Genomic DNA, 16,402 nt, shown 5'->3' with positions numbered 1-16,402 from the left:
GAGCCGCGCCCGCCGCCAGGCAACCGAGCCCGAGCCCCCGCTGGCTCGCGTCGTTCGCCGCCCGCTCAACGACTCGTCGGCGGCCGCATCCACCCCTCCCACACGAGCCCGTCCGGCGTCGGCGCCTCGGTCTCGCCCCGGCGGTGCGGCGCCGCCGACGAGCCCGGGCCGCCCGGATCGAACTCCCCGAGCTTCGTCCAGCCCCACGAGCGCAGCACCTCACGCCCCAGATCGTCGTCCCGCTTGATGACCGCGACGACGAGATCCGTTGCGTGCCGCATGAGCAGCAGCGTGCGCAGGCGGTCCGAGACGCCCTGGCGCCGATAGGCGGGTACCACCATCAGCTCGGTCAGGAGGAAGACCCGGCCCGACGCCGTGCGTTCCTCGACCTCCGGGGGCAGGACTCCGCGGAACCCCTCCCACCAGTCGCCGGTACGCGGGGCGCGGTAGCCGTAGAGGCAGCCGACCAGGCCCGCCGCGTCGGCGACGACCATGTCGAAGTCGGGCCGCTGCACGGCGTTCTCGAAAACGCGCAGGAACCCCTGCCGGTCCCGGTACTCGGCTCCGGCGTCCCCTTCGTACGCCTCTACGTAGACGTCGGCGACCGCCTCCCGCTGCTGCTCCGCCTGCCACCGGGTCAGCCGCCGCAAGAACACCTCTGCCATTTGTTCCTCCGCCCGCCCCCGTCGAGGGAACCCCTCGACACCCCTCGACTCCCCTGGACTCCGCATGGTGACACCACGAAAGGGTGAGCGGAACGGGGCGTCGGACATCCATCGGACCGGGCCAGTTCCGACCGCGTTCAGAGCCCTGACATCAGGGCCACTCGAACTAGCGCGGGGGGACCGGGCGGTCGTAGATGTTGTCGGGGGTGACGATCTCGGTGATCGCCCGGCCGACCAGCGAGGACGGCTCCACGCCGTCATGTGTGATGTCGGTGTTGAGCTGCACCACCAAGGTCGCCTTCTGCGAGGGAAGGTAGACGGTCACGCTCTCGTAGCCCGGGATGGAGCCGTTGTGCCCGATCCAGCCGTCGCTCTTGAAGATGCCGAGGCCGTAGCTCGTACCGGGGTAGCCGGTCGGCAGCGTCCGGAGCCGCTCCTTCTGGGTCTGAGGGCTGAGCAGCTCTCCGGTGGCGACGATCTTGGCCCAGCGGCGCAGGTCGTGCATGTTCGAGATCATCGCCCCGGCCGTCCAGCCCCAACTGGGGTTCCAGTCGGTGGAGTCCTCGACTTTGCCGCTCAGCGTCTGGTTCGTGTAGCCGCGCGGGTGCGGCTCGGGGAACTCGGGGCCGCTGGGGAACGTCGTGTGGTGGAGGTGGGCCGGGTGGAGCACCCGCTCGCGGATGAAGTCGGCGGCGGGCTGGCCGCTGACCTTCTCGATCACCAGACCGAGAAGGATCAGGTTGCTGTTGGAGTACTGGAACTGCTTGCCCGGCGCGAAGGTGTTCTTGTGCTTGTAGCCGTACGCGAGCACCTCCCGCGGGGCGAACGAGCGGCTCGGGTTGCTCAGTAGATCGTGCACGAAGTCCGGGTCGGCGGTGTACGGGAACAGCCCGCTGCGCATCTCGGCGAGGTGGCGCAGCGTGATCCGGTGACCGTTCGGCACGCCGTCGACGTAGTGGGAGATCGGGTCGTCCAGCCGGATCCGCCCGTCGTCGACGAGCTTGAGGAGCGCGGTGACCGTGAAGGTCTTGGTCTCGCTGCCGATCCGCGTATACAGATCGGTGGTCATCGGCTCGCGGGTGGCGGTGTCGGCAACCCCGGTCGCGCGGACGTAACACCCCTTGCCCGGCATCCACAGCCCGACGGCGACACCGGGGATGCCGGCCTCCCGGCGGACGCCCTCGATGGCCTTGTCCAGCCGGGCGTTCATGCGGCGGCCGAGGCCGTCCGGCGGACACTCGTCCTGGCCGTGGCGACCGTCGCCCGCGAGGTGGACCGCGGTGCCGGCAGGGCCGGTAGTGCCGGCGGTGGCAGGAACCGCCGCCATCGGAGCCAGTACGGAGGCCACCAGCAGCGCAGCCGCGCACAGACGTCGGGAGGGAGTACTTCGCATGTCGGGGCACTTCTTCCGGATCGGGGCTGCGGTGCAACGGCACCAACAGCACCAACGGCACCATCCGGAGCCTGGCGGGAGGCCCTCCTACGGCACGCGTCCCCGCGAGTCCACTCGATTAGACCGATATTCGGCAGCAACGCGCGACGACCGAAAGCCGTTGACCACGATCAGCTCACACCTGGTGGAGGCGCGCCCTAACCATCAAACGTGCCGACGCCTAGCAACCCACGACTGGTCACCCTGACCGATATCAACACGCTGTGCGCCATGAGCCTCAAGGCGAGCGACCTCGGCGGCCTGATCATCAGGCACGAAGCCGAGATGCAGCCGGCTCTTGCCCTTCTTGCCCTCATTAAGCAGCACGAACTCCAGCCCCGGCCGGCGATCCGGCTCAGGGCGGATCGCGGCCTACCGAAACCCCGAGAACAGCCGCTCCAAGCACAAAGCCGAGCCACGCAGCGACCACCTGGCCACCCTCCCGAACCACCGATGTTGGTGGGCTGCATCAACCAGTCAGGTGAACAGCCACGCAGTAACCGCCCAGCCGACATCGCTCAGTATCCACATGCGGCGGGACGACAGCGCTGCGACTGCGAAGAGGAAGCCGTACATCAGTGCTGTCAGCGCCAGCATGGAAACAGCTTCGTTGGCCACCGTTGACGCGCTCTGGTCGCTGAAGCCGCTGACCCGCATGCCGAGCCCTGCCATGATCCGACCCACTCCGATGATGGCCACGAGCAGGGTGGAGCAATACGCCGCCGAAAAGAACGTAAGCCCCTCAAGGCGGTAGGCGTGGCCGAGTGCCGCAGCGACAGGGATTGGCACGGCCGCGGAGATCAGACCGATGGCGAGCAGACCGAGGCTGCGCCAGAGTCCCTGTCGCCTCAACGGAGGCGGGGACGGCGGTTTGAGCGGGGTCAGGATGTTCGCCACGCGTGCGGCATCGCGGCGGTAGGACTCGGCCAAGCTGATGATGGCACCTGGGGCCATGGGATGGGCCATGGGTACGTTGTCGCTGGCCAGGCCATTGTTTCCATTGACTACGGAGCCAGAGTCAATGTCGGCGAGGTCATTGTCGGGAGTGAGAACTTGCGACGGGCGTACGGGGCCCGGGGTGACGCGTTCGCGCAATGCGGCCAGATCGGCTCGTTGAACGTCGAGCTCTGTACTGGAGCGTTCCAGCAAGTGATCGACTTCCCAGAGATCGGGGAGATCCTCGATGGGGGTGGCGCTGTCGGAGTCCTCGTGTTCCAGGCGGGCCTTGGCGACCGCGCGCTCTCGCTGGCTGGCGTTGGACTCGGCGTCCAGGCGGATCTCCTCCGCCTCGCGTCGTTCACGGCGAGCCTGTTCCAACAGCCGCTCGGCACTGGCGAGCCGCTCCCGAGAGTCACGTAGTTCCTGCTCGGACCGTCCTTCCTCGAGTTCTTCCAGGCGCTGGCACCTGTCCTGCAACGAGGCGACAAGCCGTAGCAGTGTGTGAACCAACTGCTGCATGCGGAAGAGCGCGCGCTCTGCCTCCAATTGGGCTTGCCGTGCGTCGTCCAAGCGCGCTGCCAAGTCGGTTACGGGCGGCGGCGTCAACAAGGCCCCGTGCCCGCGCTGAGCCTTCCGGGCGAGCTGCAGAAGCCGCCGGCCTTCGACCAAGTGCCGTGGGCGCACGGTGGTGTTGCGTACACACCTCTCCACGGTCTTCTGCAGCAGGGAGTCGGGGGGCAGCTTGGCGCCGTTGCGGTAGTGGCCCCACTGGGTGCGGCTCGCTGGATACACGTCAGTGAGCCGTTCCAATGTCCAGCCCTGTGTGACGCCGCGCAACCAGAGGGCGAAGGCGTTCGCCTCGGGTGTCTCACCGCGTACTGGCCCCTGTTTGCGCCCAGCCCTCGGCACGTCGTCCGCCTCCCGTTGGCCATGAACAACCCGCAGTTTGACCACAGTTGGCCTGCGGATCCCGACGAGACAATCAGAACGTGGCGCACCGTGTTGCCCGGATCGGAAATCACCCAACGAAAGGCTGGGCCATGCGCATGCCCACATCTTCTTGGCCGTACGTCATCGTCGCCATCGTCGTACTGACAGTGCAGGAAGGCTGGAAGCCGACGGACGTCGTACGCCTCTCCGCCGTCCTGTTGGTACTTGCCGCGATGGTCGTCGCCGCCAGCGGAGGCAACGCACGTGACTGACGGCGACCTCGGCCGGTTTCCGCCGATCACCTCCGGACCGTTGTCACGTGGACTGCGGATCCGTCTTTCCTCGATCCGCGGCGTCACGCCGATACGGTGCGGGTCGACTCCGCCCGCGTCGTTCGGCACCGGTCCGCACAGGGGAGGGACCGGCGCCGAAACGGCGAGGCGCGTGGCGAGAATCCGGTCCTGTACGTGACTGTCGGGAGCGATCGCGATCGCGTGCCGCTCACCTGCCGCAGTTCTGCGTGCCCCCCAAATGGGAGGGGGTGCAGTGGCTCTGGGGCGGCCTGTCTCGCCCGGAGCCGGGGGGAGCTTCTGGCGCGGCGCGCTCATCTCGACACAGCGTCAGCCGATGCCGCGAGACTGCCAGGCAAAGGCTTCTGCCGTCCGAGCAGCAAGCAAGCCGAGCCGCCACGATTCCGTGATGTCGGTCCAGTTTCGGAGCTCGGCGCTAAGGGCGCCGTCCTCTACCGCCTGGTCATAGAAGAGCGTGAAACTGTAGACCCTGCCCTGGGCGGAGATGAGTTGGCCGTCCTCGTGATCTGGGCCTCCCTGAAACAGCTCGACCATGACCGTTCCATTGGGATCAATACCCTGGATCTTCAGGAGCTCCCGCAAACGGACCCAGAGGTCATACGAACTGGTCCGCAGTAGCTCGGTGTACTGGACGACGATGTCTGCCATGACCTCATGATCGGTCTTCCACCTGGGGGTGAGTAGCAGCACGACAACGGTCGGCGGACCAGCCCGGCGATGAGCGATTCCGGATACCGTCGTCGCGCGAATCGCCGTGGGTTCAAATCCCGTACCGATCACAGCAGTTGAGAGCCCCCGACCAGCACTATCGGGCGGAGACTCCTGCCCTGGGGCCACCGCTGTTCAGCGTCATCTGGGTATGTAGTCCCAGAAGCAGTAGGCGCACGCGCCACGTCCCTCCGCCGTGGCTTCGGCCAGCGCGACACGACGCCGAGGATGAGTGTCCATGCCCACACTCAGCGCGTACTCCTGCCCTTCCTCCAAGGCCTTGCAGGCCGAAGAGCGGTGGAAGACCTCGCCCCCGGCTGTGATGTAGACGAACCTGACCAGGCCCTCGGGGACGGGAGCGCAGTCGACGCACTGTTGGACAACTAAGTCGTGTATGCATCGCTCATCCATGCCGCCAGGTTAGTCAGGCGGTCTGACAAGACCATCGAGAGCTGATGCCAATCTGAACTTTGAGTCTGCCCCAAGGGAGAGGACCAGAGCGTTGGTCTGCGTTGGTCTGACCGGGCGAGGGAGGGAGCGCCTTTCTTGAGCCACTCCCGGTTCACTCCCCAGGGAGTGGCCCTCGCGTGCGGGTGACCCGTCTCCCCCCCAGTGGGAGGGGACCAGCAACGGAGTGACGGCATCAGAGGTGGAGCATCGTCATCACCTCAGGGCTACGGACGCCGGTGGACACGGCCGGCACGGTTTCGCCGGGGCGGATCCATCCGGCATGCTCGGCCGCTACGACGGCATCCTTCTCCGCGGCATCAGCCTCCGCGTTCAGTTGTTCGTCGGTGCCTTTGTGTTTCGCACCAGCCGCTGCACCGGCGGTCAGCGAGGCTTTGAGCGCTGCCTGATACGCGGCCACTGCGGTCTCTGCGGCCTCTGCGGCGTCGTCAACGAGCTGCGCCATCTGGGAGGCCTGCGCGGCGGAAGCTGCAGCGTTCCGTGCGCAGCGGGAATCCGCGGCCGTGTCGGGCGCGCTCTCCGAGAGGACGGCAAGCGCCTGCGCTGCGACACGCGCCGCGTGAGCGGATTTCCAGACGGCGTCGGCGTGGTTTCCGGACCCGTGCTGCTCGACGTAGCGGCTGAGCGCCGCCGCACGTGCTGCTGCGCTCTCCGCGCGGGCCGCGTGGCTCGGCCTCAGGGCGGTCGCCGCTGCCTCTCGCTCGCCGTGGTTGTGCTCGTTCACCGGCACCTCCATGCCTGCACAGAGCGACGGAGCGTTCTACCCCGCCCTCATCCGACGTCGTCCACACCGGTGGACCGTGGATGTGTCGGGCAGGGTGGCACGTTGCCGCACAACAGACCAGAGTCATTCGCGAACAGGCCCGTTCCCACGACTGGGTCACGACGTACAGAGTGAGGAAAGGTGAATCGGTGAAGGCGCGAGCGGCGCTCTCCCAAGGGCGTTGGTCGCCTACAAGCCCTGGGCGCCACTCCGGCCCTCTCCTACGAGTCTCGCCGAGCAGGCGGCAGCAACAGATCACGTTCCGGGTGCTGTTCACCCGAAACGCTGCCCTGGATCCCCAGATCTTTGCGTGCGGCGTCGTGGAAGGCGTTGATGGCGCGGAACGCTTCCCGGTTCCGTTGACGCCACTCGCTGAGAGTGCCTTCGGCTCTGCCTGTTGCTTGCCAATCGATCTGTGCAATCAGGGAGTTCAGATCGTGGCCTGATTCGACGGCGTCGTCACCGCCCATCAGCATGACCCGCTCGAAAGCACTGCCCCAAGTGCGCCCAGCCTCCGCCAGATCGTCACGAAGATCGTGCTCCGAACGGCGGTGATCCTGCAAGCCTTCGCGTTGCTCATAGAGCCGAACGGCCATGGCGATGCGTGCCTTCGCCGCGTCCACGTAGTTGCCGTACGCCTCCACCTTCTTGTCGTCCCACCGTGTGAGCAACAGGTGTCGGTTCCGGCTCCGTTCCATCAAGTAATTGGTTACGTGCGTAGTCAGAGCGCCGAGCAGGACAGCCGCGACCGTTACGAGCTGTTCCCCCGCTCCCACCGCTTCTCCCCCAGGTCAGCCGAACTCCTCAAGATGACTGGAAGATCTTACGAGTGGGGCCAGCGAGGGGGGAAGGCGATCGCTGAAACATGGGGGAGTGACGGCTCGGTGTCGTCGCATCAGGCAGGTTGAAGGGTTTTTCGTAGGCAGACCTACGACACCCGCCTGGTGTGACGCCACGTCGATAGCCTGCGGCGTCATCGTCTTTGCCGTTGTGTGTGTTCTGGATCTGCTCCTTCACGCACCGGCTCAGATTGCTGTGTCTGGGGCGTGCTTCTGGATGGCTGCAGCCATCACCAGCGTGCATGCCATGCGTGGCCGTATCAGCTCGCAAAGCTGACCGCGGCGGGCCCGCACCCTCGGCATGAAATCGCCAGGAGTGCGGGCCGTTTTGCGTTGCACCGAGCATGGCACGGCATCGGAATACACCTACAGGGGGCGTTCCCCATCCACGATCGCAATGGTCCAGCGAGCGCCGTCATCTGCCTGGATGGCGAGCTTCTGCTTTACCGGATCGACGTAGACCTTGCCGATGGTCACCGGACTGTCGCAGTCGATGGGGCTGGGGTTGTCCTTGGGACGCTCCCGTTTGATGATCTTCATGGTGTCTGTGCCCGAGCACTTGATATGCACCGAGTACACCTTCTTGCCCGGCATGAAGTCCGGCAGGTCCTCTGCGCCTTTCCCCTTACGCACAGGTACGAGGTACTTCGGTTGAGCCGGAAGTCGCAGGCTCTTCTCCACACTTCGCGCATTGGGGCTCGGCGCGGACGAAGCAGGGGTAGAGCCGGACGCTTTGGAAGGGGTGTTGTCAGCGTGGGAGCCGCCGCTGCTGTTCGAGCAAGCAGTGGCAAGCACCAAGGGGAGCAAGACGACAGAAATGGCCGCGGTACGACCCATGAGCTTCTCCTGAAAGATCGCGCCTGCCCAGCTGGTCTCGCCGGGCCGGCGTGGACGGAACCTAGCGGACGGTCCATCCCTCGCCGTACGGGGCCCAGAAGGTCAGGTACTTCTTGTTGCCGGCGGCGGGCAGATCTTGCTTCGCGGAGTCCTCGCGTCGCCAAGATCAGGCCCATCCGACTCTCCCGGGATCGGCAGGTCCTCTTCGAGCGCGGTGTCGTCCTCGACACCAGATATCGCGCCATCGCCCGATGCAGGCTTGCCCGTCACTGTCCCAGGCTCTACAGCCGCGCCGTCTGCGACGGCTGGAGGATCTATGGGGTTGCCGCTCGCGAATGCCGGTACCGGGCCACCCATGATCATTAGACCCGTGGCCACGGTCACGGCTCTGGTCCTCAAACTCTTCATGTATATCCCCCTAAGAAGGAACGGCCCTGGTCAGAGGCCTCCGTCGGGCAAGATCACATCATGAAGGTGAGTGAACACTCTAGGTACTTGAGTGGAGTCTGAGGTTTCCCTTGATGCGCATCTCGCACCGCTTCACTGTGGTTGAACGGCATCCTGGAGAGCCGTCACCAGGCGCCTCCCGAGGGCTCGTGACAGGACGGCGGCCAACATACGTAGAAGGAGCAGTTGTTGACCGAGTACATGGGGCCCGAGGACCAAACCAGGTTCAGTGGCCTACTGAGAGAGCGCAGGCTGAGATTGCTGCGGCCCATCGGCGCGAGCGCCGCGGCAGATGCAGCCGCTGAGGAGGTCAAGGCGCTTGAGAAGGCCCTCCATAGGTTGGCTGCGGCGGAGTACGGATGGTGCGACCTGTGCGGGGCGGAGATGGGCTACGCGCTGCTGGAACGACACCTCACGGCCATTTCGTGCGCCGACTGTCACGGACTCGAGGGCGACAGGCCAGGAAGCTGACGCACAAGGCGTGGTCAGGATGGCCGTTGGCCCGTCCTGTCTGGAGTACGCCACGGAAATCGCCTCTGAGATACGAGAGTCGGTTCCTCAGCGCGAGTCTGGAATCGATTCGTAGGTGTCAACAAATCCGTTCTCAGGAGGAGTGTGCTTTGCCCTGCGGAAGACCAGCAGCACCCTCCCGTCTGAGAGGTGGCTTGTGGTGGAGGCAAAGGTGCTCAGTCGGTCCAGAGACCAGCCCTCGTCCTCGATCAGGTGGATTGCCCGTGATACCTCGTCCTGAACCGTGCTCTCTGGGTTCTCGGGCCGGCAGGTGGTTAGCGGGACGACCACGGAGTACACGCCGCAGTTTGATTGTCGCTGTTCACGGGCTGATTCACTGATGGCGCTGAGCACATTCGTAATCACCCGGGCCTCCTACCGTTCGATGCCTACGTCTATTGGAAGAGCCCCAACGCGTCATCCAGCGACCATGCTTGCCAGCCCACGGCGAAGAGTACGACCACGGAGATGAGAGCCATCATCAGGTTCTGACCTTGCTCAGCCCAGTCGTGGATCATCAGCACGAAGTAGATCAGGTTGAGTATGAGACCGCCGACGAGTGCGATCGGCGTGAGCAGGCCGAAGATGAGGCCAAGCCCAAGAGCCAGCTCCGCGTAGGCGACGATGTATGCCATCAGCTGCGGCCGGGGCCTCACAGTCAGGTCGAAGCCAGCCCGCACGAACTGCCAGCGGTGCTTCTCGGCGATGCCCACCGCCCAGCCGATGCCGCCTCCGGTGAACCAGGTCTTCTTGTCCTTGTGGCGCCAGCTCTCCAGCCACCACAGGCCGAGACCGATCCGCAGTACGGCGAACCACTCGGCTCCGCTGAGCCACATCGTCTGCATCGAGTGCCCTCCCTCAACCTGACCTGACGGTTCGTCAGTTCAGCGGATCTGGGCCGATCGCGCAAGGGGTCGAGTTTCAGGCGAGCTGTTGCCGTTGCCGGGGCGAGCCCATAACCTCAATCTGATGGACCGTCAGATGCATGTATGGGAAACCGGCAGGTAGTAGGGGGCATAGCAGTGGACAACAACGAGGTCGGGGCCAAGGAGCTCCCCCGCGTGATCAGCGTGGATGACCACGTGATCGAACCCGCGCACCTCTTCGACAAGTGGCTCCCGAGCAAGTACCGCGACCGGGGCCCCAAGCCCTTCACCGCAGGTATCGGCGAGCTTGAGTACATCGGCGGCAAGTACAAGTTCACGACGGACCCGGAAGGGCAGGTCACCGACTGGTGGGAGTACGAGGGAGAGATCTTCCCGTACAAGCGCATCATCGCCGCCGTCGGATTCTCACGGGATGAGATGACGCTCGACGGCATCACGCGCGAGCAGATGCGCCGTGGCTGCTGGGACCCGAAGGCCCGACTGGAGGACATGGACATCAACCATGTCGAGGCTTCCCTCTGCTTTCCGACGTTCCCGCGCTTCTGCGGTCAGACGTTCTCCGAGGCCAAGGACAAGGAGGTCGGGCTCGCCTGCGTCCGGGCCTACAACGACTGGATGGTGGAGGAGTGGTGCGGTGACAGCCGCGGAAGGCTGATCCCGCTGTGCCTCATCCCGCTGTGGGACGTGGACCTCGCCGTCGCTGAGATCAAGCGCAATGCCGCCCGGGGCGTGCGAGCTGTGACCTTCAGCGAGATCCCGACGCACCTCGGGCTGCCGTCGATCCACTCCGGCTACTGGGACCCGTTCTTCGCGGCGTGCGAGGAGACCGGCACGGTCGTGAACATGCACATCGGTTCGTCGTCGCAGATGCCGGCGGCGTCGCCGGACGCGCCTCCGGCCGTTCAGGCTTCCCTGAGCTTCAACAACGCGATGGCCTCGATGATGGACTTCCTCTTCTCAGGGGTCCTGGTGAAGTTCCCTCGCCTCAAACTCGCTTATAGCGAAGGGCAGATGGGGTGGATTCCGTACGCCCTGGAGCGCGCCGACGACGTATGGGAGGAGCACCGGGCCTGGGGTGGAGTCAAGGATCTGATCCCGGAGCCTCCGTCGACGTACTACTACCGGCAGATCTTCTGCTGCTTCTTCCGGGACAAGCACGGTATCGCCTCTATCGAGACCGTGGGCGTCAACAACGCCACCTTCGAAACCGACTATCCGCACGTCGACTCGACGTGGCCGCACACGAAGGAAGTGGCTCAGGATCACGTTGGCCACCTGCCCGAGGACGTGGCGTACAAGCTGCTCCGTGGGAACGCGATCCGCATGCTGGATCTGCCGTTTGACCGGGACCTGTAGGTACATCCACTCGTGGTGGGCCGGGCGTGAGCAGCCGGCTCCACCACCGGGCAAGGCGTTGGACAGCGGGGGTTGAGGCCGAACTGGGTCAGCGCAGGGTCTCGGCGTCGACACGGGAGAAAACCAGCTCGCTCTCGCCGACGATGGGTCCGCGCCATCGCACCGGGGGCTCTGGTCGACGCAGGGCCCGGGGGTAGTTCTCGGGCCTGTAGTCGGTGGGCAGCCGGTAGGTGTGAAAGCCGTGCTGAGCCATGGTCTCCATCAACTCATCAATGGAATCGCCCAGTTGGACCATGCGCTCCGGGGTGACCTCCACGGCGATCTCCACATCAGGGCGGAGTTGCCCCAGGGCGGGAGCCAGGCCTCTGATGACGCCTCCCTCGGCGCCCTCTACGTCGATTTTGATCACGCGGGCCCTGGTGAGTTCGTCCTCATCCAAGATCTCAGGCAGGGGTCGGGCCTCCATCTCGAAGCTCGACTCGGCCGGACCGTCGTACGGGACTATTGAGTTCGCACCCATGTTGTTCGAGCTGGCGAGCACGAAGGTCAGCGTCTTGTGGCTGTCGGAGACTGCCGCGTTGACCGCGCGGACGTTGTCGCAGCCGTTGAGCCCGAGGTGCTGCAGTACGCGGTCGTGGAAGGCGGGGGATGCCTCGATGGCCACTACCCGCCCCGTGCTGCCGACGAGGCGAGAGCCCAGGACCGCGAAATAGCCGATGTTGGCGCCGACGTCGACGAACGTGTCCCCGGTGCCCAGACGGCTCTGCAGCCACCGTGTCATGTGGGGCTCCCACACGCCGTAGAGGCTGATGTACCGCTGGATGAGGTCGCGGGAGTCGCAGGCGAAGCTGGCGCCGAACCGCGCCTCGACCACGCGCTGACGCGGATGATCACGCAGGTACGGGTTGAGGTAGCGGGCCGCGAGCGGGCCCTTGAGCAGCGAGCCGGGCGCGTTGCGTACGTAGCCGCGGCCGAGAGTGACCAGAAGCTCCGATGCGCTGCGGAGGGAAGCGGGAGGCATAGCCGTGACCGTACGTAGTCCGCTGCAGCTGCGGCAAGATCCTCAGATTTGCCCTCGACCCGCATCACGCCTTCTCTGCCGCCTCAGCACTCGGCTAGGGGTCGTGCTGGGCTGCACTACGGACTACGTGACCTGGTGGGTGCCTTGATCCGGCTGGACTTGCCTGCGGTCGGCGGGCCAATGACTACGTACAGCAGGACCTTCTCAGGTGATGAGGAGCAGCACGGTCCACATGACGGCGGCGAGCGACGGCAGTACGTAGACGAGTACAGGCGTGGTGCCGATGCCTCGTGGCGGGCAAGTGGCGCTCGTCTCTGCGTAGTCAGGAACCGCACTTTTGATGCGTCGCTGGAGTGCAGCGCTATACCTGCGGTGGCGGTGCCCGACGTATACCCAGATGACTGTGAGCGCGATGCCGAACGCCGCGATCACCCGAGCGGGCTGGGTGTCGCTACCAGAGGTCAAGATCGTGCTGTACGCCACGGCCAGTAAGGACTGCGCAACCAGGAAGAGGTTGCCTTGCTGGTAGCGCACGTTGTCTTCATGGAGTCCGTGCTGCCAGAGCCGGTTGGCAGCGGCCTGGCGTTCCACTTCTTCTTGGGGTTGCCCCTCCATGCCTTTCCTATTCCCTCGTGGATGGACGGAGGCACCACTTCCACCTGCTGGAGGGCTCGGGGGTTCACTCGGGTGGATTCCGCACTTGGACAGGTCGACGGCGTGGTCGAGGGGCTGGGACCAGGCGTCGCGCGCCGGGGGCGGCTGTGAGGCAGCGCTAACGGCGTACGTGCGTGGGTTGCTGGCCACGAGCGCCACCTCCGTCAGCGGGTGCCGCTGTCTGGGTGGCGCGATTCGCGAGTGATGCATGGGCAGGCTCGAATCTGGCGCATGTATTCGCTGGCCGGATCTCCGGGCGTTCCCCGGTGAAAGGAACCTTCAATGTCGCGGATCGCAGTCAGCGTGATGGGTGCCGTAGCTGTAATCGCTCTTGGTCTGGCAGTGCCAGCGTCCGCTCATGCCGCCGTCGGCGCCTGCCCGGAGCGGCAGCACGTCGGCTACGCGGCCACTGTTACGGATTATGAAGAGATCCACGTCTGTGTGTCCGACAGTTCAGGGAGCATCGTGGACCTCGACTCGGTGGACTGAGGGACGGTCGTAGGGGCGCCCGTTGTGGCCTCGGCGGCACCTTCGGCTACAGGTCGCCGAGGACCTCGCGGCGTGCTGCGTCGGCCTTACGGTTGAGGGCGTTGGTCATCCGTACGGCGGCGATGGTGGAGAGGGCGTGGGAGGTTCCGGGACATGCGTAAGCCCCGCGCTCTGGCGGGGCTTCAGTGTCCGGGCACGCCGGACTTGGTGATCAATTTGCCACGGGTTGGGGGCTGGTGGCGCGTGCGTCGCGTGGTGTGTGTTCTTGAGGAGCTTCTAGCTACACATATATACACGCGAGTTAAGTGTCTCGGTTCTGCGGACACTGAGCGGTGAGCGGGCCTGTGATCAGGGGGTTCGTTTGTGGGGCGAGTTCTCAGTGTCTGGGATTTGCGGACGCTGAGGGCCGTTCAGTGTCCGGGATTTGCGGACCCTGAACCTAGGGTTGATGACGCTCTTTGAAAATGGTTCTGGCCGCGCTTCCGTGATGGCTACGCCAGAGGGGCGACCCTCGTCTAGGCCCGGCAGCCGCCGCGCTACCGCCTGAGCGGCGCGGGGCCTGTCGCGGAAGGGACTCGGAGCCGGCGGCAGGCGGGAGCCTTCATGGAAGCGCGGTCAGAACCAATTTCAGGAATCCTCATCAAGGTCTAGGGTCTCGGTTCTGCGGACACTAAGGGACCTCTCACGGGCGTTCAGCGTTCGGGAATCGCGGACACTGAGACGGCGTCCGTGTCCGGGGAATGCGGACGCTGAGCCTCGAAGAGATCCACTCGAAAGAGGCGCGTAGGCGGGGGTGCTGTGGATCAGGGTGGGCCGCGGTTATGGCGGCGGTCATGGGCCTGGTGGGCGCGCTGGGTGGCGCGGTAGCTGGTGGCCGTGCTGCGATCCGGGGTGCGCGGGAGGGTGCTGAGCGGGCGGCTCGTGCTGCCATGGAGCAGACGCGACAACAGGAGGATGATCAATACGATCAGTGGTTGCGGCAGGAGCGCATCTCGGTCTACACGGAGGCGGGGCGACGTATTCGGGCACTGGGCTCGGCGGTCAGGTTGGCACGCCAACGACTCGCGAGCCAGTCAGCTGCGGAGACTGCCAGGGAGACGTGCATGTCTGTACTCACGGAGTGCACCGCGTGTGGGGAGGCATTCCACGACCTGATCTTGATCGGTGACAAGCAGGTCTCTGACGCGGCCTTCGAGTTCTCCAATGTCGTCATTCGACTACAGGAAGTCTTCGGCCGGGCCAGGAACGCAAGGCGAGACGATGCGGGCCTTCGCCTCCTGGACGTACACATGGGCGACCTGGAGGAAGAGCTTAGCGAGAGAGCTACTCGGTTGACCTTTGCGATGCGGGGGTCTCTGCAAGGGGTCAAGCACTTCGGTAGCTCCGGCGGGCGTGGACGGCCGTCGTGACGGTCTGGCCATACCCACGGCGGGCGCGACCCGAGGGCCGGGTCAGGGGAGAACATGTGGCTGATGGGCTGCGCGGACATCGCCGTCCCGAGGGAGAGCCAGGCGTCGCCGACGGCGGACGTCTTGCCGGGTGCGTCCTTGGGGCGCTTGCTCGCGACGGCTGCGGCGATGTCGGCGTACGCGGCGAGAACGCCGGCCATGCCCCAGGCGAGGTGACCGGATCAGCCTGCGAGGCGGCCGAGATGGTGTTCGCCGGGGGCACACATGATCATTACCCGGGCGGCGACGACGGGCGGCCGAGATCAGTGAGGAGGGATACCCAGCGTGGCGTTTGGGTGTCCGTGTGTGGGTGGGCGCCAGCTCAGCCATAGGAGGTCACTCTCCAGTGGTCAGAGCCTCGGCGGGAGTTGCAGTCTCCTTGCCGGGGCTCGATCTGTTTCGGAGGTGACGCCGTACGGGGGCATCTGCCTGGTTCGACGGTAGAGCGTCGGGGGGGGGGCAACGCGGGAGACGTTCCCGATCCACCAGCGGTGACGGCATCTGCTCATTCGAGCACCCCCGCGCACAATCCAACACTTGTCAATACCCTTTCACCCAAGGGTTGTTGAACTGTTCTGCGTAGCCCTTCTCCCTGGGATTCGAGGCCGTCAAGGTGGAGGTTCAAATGCCGAGGGAGGTGAGACCTCAACCATGGGCAAGGAGTTTTGGCGGACGATCCAGACGGCCATCGAGAAGGACAACTGGACCGCCCGCCTTGTCGTGATTCTCTTCACGACGGGAGCCGTATTTCTGGGCGCACACCTGGTGACAGCCAGGTAGCTCAGTCGCTCCGTGTGGTGGTCTGTAGCAGCAGGCCACCACACGGATAACCGTAAGCGGGTACGACTCCAAGAGGAATCAGCGAACGTGCACAAAGTGCGCTTCGGTAGATGGTGGCCTTGCACAAGAAATCGAACATACGCTCCAGTGGATGGCATGCGCCACTCGATCCCCGATGACCTCGTACAGACCCAGCGGACGTGGATGGCCACCTACGAACAGCTCGCCGAGCAGCCGGGCCGCACGGCCCTGCGCCGCCGCCTGCTCCGTCTGTCGCGGGAGTTGGCGAGTCGGCCCGAGGCGCGAGCCCCTGGCGCCCGCCAGGAGCTGCTCCGCCTTGTGCGCCAGCGAAGCCGATCATGATCGATTCCTTGACCGAGCGGCAGGAACAGATCCTGCGCTGCCTGCGCGAGGTGATAGCCGAGACCGGGGAAGCTCCGACCCTCGCGGAGACCGCGAGGCGAGTCGGACTGTCCAGCAAGTCGGCGGTGCACGACCAGCTCGGCCGCCTACACGAGCTCGGCCTGGTCGTACGCGACGACCTCCATCACCGCTCGTGCAGGCTGAGCTGACGGGGCTGAACGCGATCTGTGGTCGGTATCAGGGGAGTACAGCGAACGGGGCTGCCGGAGGTGTGCCACGGCAGCCCCGCCCTGGTCTACGTCTGCGGAGGAGTAGTTCCGCCCACCGCAGGATCCGTGATCGTGGCGTTGAAGTACTGGAACGCCGAAAGCTCATAGCTGCTGTGCTGCGTCATGCCGGCGTGCCTGAGGCACCACAGCTGGGCGTCGTCCGGGTCGACCGTGTCCGCCGAGCGTTCACCGCACGACAAGCACCTGCCGACGTGGCGCACGACCATGGTGGGTATGGCCGACAGCGTCCATTCGATGGGCCGGTACCGGCCCCGATGCAGGCTGC

The 16,402-nt window shown here is 65.4% G+C and carries 17 protein-coding genes and 1 pseudogene; 5 read left to right on the top strand and 13 right to left on the bottom strand.

Going from position 1 to position 16,402, the window contains the following annotated elements:
- Positions 1 to 65 precede the first annotated feature (65 nt).
- The 4 genes from ABD378_RS42125 to ABD378_RS42110 form a co-directional block, all read right to left on the bottom strand.
- On the bottom strand, positions 66 to 665 hold the full coding sequence (locus ABD378_RS42125) for a hypothetical protein (protein WP_344530444.1): 600 nt from the start codon (positions 663 to 665) through the stop codon (positions 66 to 68).
- Positions 666 to 831: 166 nt separating this feature from the next.
- A complete protein-coding gene (locus ABD378_RS42120) occupies positions 832 to 2,058 on the bottom strand; it encodes a serine hydrolase domain-containing protein (protein ID WP_344530442.1) in 1,227 nt (408 codons plus the stop codon).
- Positions 2,059 to 2,262: 204 nt separating this feature from the next.
- Positions 2,263 to 2,463 (bottom strand): VOC family protein, encoded by a 201-nt coding sequence (locus ABD378_RS42115; protein ID WP_344530497.1) that lies wholly within the window; start codon positions 2,461 to 2,463, stop codon positions 2,263 to 2,265.
- A 111-nt stretch (positions 2,464 to 2,574) separates the two neighbouring features.
- A complete protein-coding gene (locus ABD378_RS42110) occupies positions 2,575 to 3,990 on the bottom strand; it encodes a hypothetical protein (RefSeq protein WP_344530440.1) in 1,416 nt (471 codons plus the stop codon).
- Between the two features lie 92 nt (positions 3,991 to 4,082).
- Here ABD378_RS42110 and ABD378_RS42105 point away from each other — a divergent pair, with 92 nt between their 5' ends.
- The gene (locus tag ABD378_RS42105; protein WP_344530438.1) at positions 4,083 to 4,238 is read left to right on the top strand and encodes a hypothetical protein; all 156 of its coding nucleotides are present in this window, start codon (positions 4,083 to 4,085) and stop codon (positions 4,236 to 4,238) included.
- Between the two features lie 348 nt (positions 4,239 to 4,586).
- Here the strand turns inward: ABD378_RS42105 and ABD378_RS42100 are convergent, their stop codons facing one another.
- The 6 genes from ABD378_RS42100 to ABD378_RS42075 form a co-directional block, all read right to left on the bottom strand.
- Entirely contained in the window at positions 4,587 to 4,925 is a 339-nt protein-coding gene (locus tag ABD378_RS42100; protein WP_344530436.1) for a hypothetical protein, read from the bottom strand.
- 703 nt (positions 4,926 to 5,628) lie between these two features.
- Positions 5,629 to 6,177, bottom strand: a complete 549-nt coding sequence (locus ABD378_RS42095; protein WP_344530434.1) for a hypothetical protein — start codon at positions 6,175 to 6,177, stop codon at positions 5,629 to 5,631.
- A 260-nt stretch (positions 6,178 to 6,437) separates the two neighbouring features.
- On the bottom strand, positions 6,438 to 6,839 hold the full coding sequence (locus ABD378_RS42090; RefSeq protein WP_344530432.1) for a hypothetical protein: 402 nt from the start codon (positions 6,837 to 6,839) through the stop codon (positions 6,438 to 6,440).
- Between the two features lie 582 nt (positions 6,840 to 7,421).
- Positions 7,422 to 7,892 carry a hypothetical protein gene (locus ABD378_RS42085; RefSeq protein ID WP_344530431.1) on the bottom strand — a complete coding sequence of 157 codons (471 nt, stop codon included), beginning with the start codon at positions 7,890 to 7,892 and terminating at the stop codon, positions 7,422 to 7,424.
- Positions 7,893 to 8,897: 1,005 nt separating this feature from the next.
- Complete coding sequence (locus ABD378_RS42080) at positions 8,898 to 9,215, bottom strand: hypothetical protein (RefSeq protein ID WP_344530429.1); 318 nt, start codon at positions 9,213 to 9,215, stop codon at positions 8,898 to 8,900.
- Between the two features lie 29 nt (positions 9,216 to 9,244).
- Entirely contained in the window at positions 9,245 to 9,694 is a 450-nt protein-coding gene (locus ABD378_RS42075; RefSeq protein ID WP_344530427.1) for a DoxX family membrane protein, read from the bottom strand.
- A 144-nt stretch (positions 9,695 to 9,838) separates the two neighbouring features.
- Between ABD378_RS42075 and ABD378_RS42070 the strand changes: the two genes are divergently transcribed.
- Positions 9,839 to 11,092 (top strand): amidohydrolase family protein, encoded by a 1,254-nt coding sequence (locus ABD378_RS42070; RefSeq protein WP_344530425.1) that lies wholly within the window; start codon positions 9,839 to 9,841, stop codon positions 11,090 to 11,092.
- Positions 11,093 to 11,180: 88 nt separating this feature from the next.
- On the opposite strand, the gene ABD378_RS42065 is transcribed toward ABD378_RS42070, so the two are convergent.
- Both ABD378_RS42065 and ABD378_RS42060 read right to left on the bottom strand, forming a co-directional pair.
- Positions 11,181 to 12,113 (bottom strand): FkbM family methyltransferase, encoded by a 933-nt coding sequence (locus tag ABD378_RS42065; RefSeq protein WP_344530423.1) that lies wholly within the window; start codon positions 12,111 to 12,113, stop codon positions 11,181 to 11,183.
- Between the two features lie 204 nt (positions 12,114 to 12,317).
- On the bottom strand, positions 12,318 to 12,728 hold the full coding sequence (locus tag ABD378_RS42060) for a hypothetical protein (protein ID WP_344530421.1): 411 nt from the start codon (positions 12,726 to 12,728) through the stop codon (positions 12,318 to 12,320).
- Between the two features lie 2,627 nt (positions 12,729 to 15,355).
- On the opposite strand from ABD378_RS42060, the gene ABD378_RS42055 reads away from it, so the two are divergent.
- From ABD378_RS42055 to ABD378_RS42045, 3 genes are all read left to right on the top strand, one after another.
- The gene (locus ABD378_RS42055) at positions 15,356 to 15,484 is read left to right on the top strand and encodes a hypothetical protein (protein ID WP_344530419.1); all 129 of its coding nucleotides are present in this window, start codon (positions 15,356 to 15,358) and stop codon (positions 15,482 to 15,484) included.
- A gap of 156 nt (positions 15,485 to 15,640) precedes the next feature.
- Positions 15,641 to 15,847, top strand: coding sequence for a hypothetical protein (locus ABD378_RS42050; RefSeq protein WP_344530417.1), 207 nt, complete (start codon positions 15,641 to 15,643; stop codon positions 15,845 to 15,847).
- A complete protein-coding gene (locus ABD378_RS42045; RefSeq protein WP_344530415.1) occupies positions 15,844 to 16,056 on the top strand; it encodes a LexA family protein in 213 nt (70 codons plus the stop codon). Before ABD378_RS42050 ends, ABD378_RS42045 begins: the two co-directional genes overlap by 4 nt.
- 191 nt (positions 16,057 to 16,247) lie before the next feature.
- Here the strand turns inward: ABD378_RS42045 and ABD378_RS44345 are convergent.
- Positions 16,248 to 16,343, bottom strand: a pseudogene (locus ABD378_RS44345) (DUF7848 domain-containing protein); the annotation flags it as partial.
- Between the last annotated feature and the right edge of the window lie 59 nt (positions 16,344 to 16,402).

The organism is Streptomyces rectiviolaceus (genome assembly GCF_039533825.1).
Lineage (GTDB): Bacteria > Actinomycetota > Actinomycetes > Streptomycetales > Streptomycetaceae > Streptomyces > Streptomyces rectiviolaceus.
The sequence above is the reverse complement of the archived record's forward strand: the minus strand, read 5'-3'. Positions and strand labels throughout refer to the sequence as shown.

Bases quoted from the DNA above. Each gene is read 5' to 3' on its own strand.
- ABD378_RS42075 (WP_344530427.1), bottom strand. From the start codon at position 9,694: ATGCAGACGATGTGGCTCAGCGGAGCCGAGTGGTTCGCCGTACTGCGG.
- ABD378_RS42065 (WP_344530423.1), bottom strand. From the start codon at position 12,113: ATGCCTCCCGCTTCCCTCCGCAGCGCATCGGAGCTTCTGGTCACTCTC.
- ABD378_RS42105 (WP_344530438.1), top strand. From the start codon at position 4,083: ATGCCCACATCTTCTTGGCCGTACGTCATCGTCGCCATCGTCGTACTG.
- ABD378_RS42045 (WP_344530415.1), top strand. From the start codon at position 15,844: ATGATCGATTCCTTGACCGAGCGGCAGGAACAGATCCTGCGCTGCCTG.
- ABD378_RS42100 (WP_344530436.1), bottom strand. From the start codon at position 4,925: ATGGCAGACATCGTCGTCCAGTACACCGAGCTACTGCGGACCAGTTCG.
- ABD378_RS42060 (WP_344530421.1), bottom strand. From the start codon at position 12,728: ATGGAGGGGCAACCCCAAGAAGAAGTGGAACGCCAGGCCGCTGCCAAC.
- ABD378_RS42085 (WP_344530431.1), bottom strand. From the start codon at position 7,892: ATGGGTCGTACCGCGGCCATTTCTGTCGTCTTGCTCCCCTTGGTGCTT.
- ABD378_RS42070 (WP_344530425.1), top strand. From the start codon at position 9,839: ATGGGAAACCGGCAGGTAGTAGGGGGCATAGCAGTGGACAACAACGAG.
- ABD378_RS42120 (WP_344530442.1), bottom strand. From the start codon at position 2,058: ATGCGAAGTACTCCCTCCCGACGTCTGTGCGCGGCTGCGCTGCTGGTG.
- ABD378_RS42055 (WP_344530419.1), top strand. From the start codon at position 15,356: ATGGGCAAGGAGTTTTGGCGGACGATCCAGACGGCCATCGAGAAGGAC.
- ABD378_RS42125 (WP_344530444.1), bottom strand. From the start codon at position 665: ATGGCAGAGGTGTTCTTGCGGCGGCTGACCCGGTGGCAGGCGGAGCAG.
- ABD378_RS42050 (WP_344530417.1), top strand. From the start codon at position 15,641: ATGCGCCACTCGATCCCCGATGACCTCGTACAGACCCAGCGGACGTGG.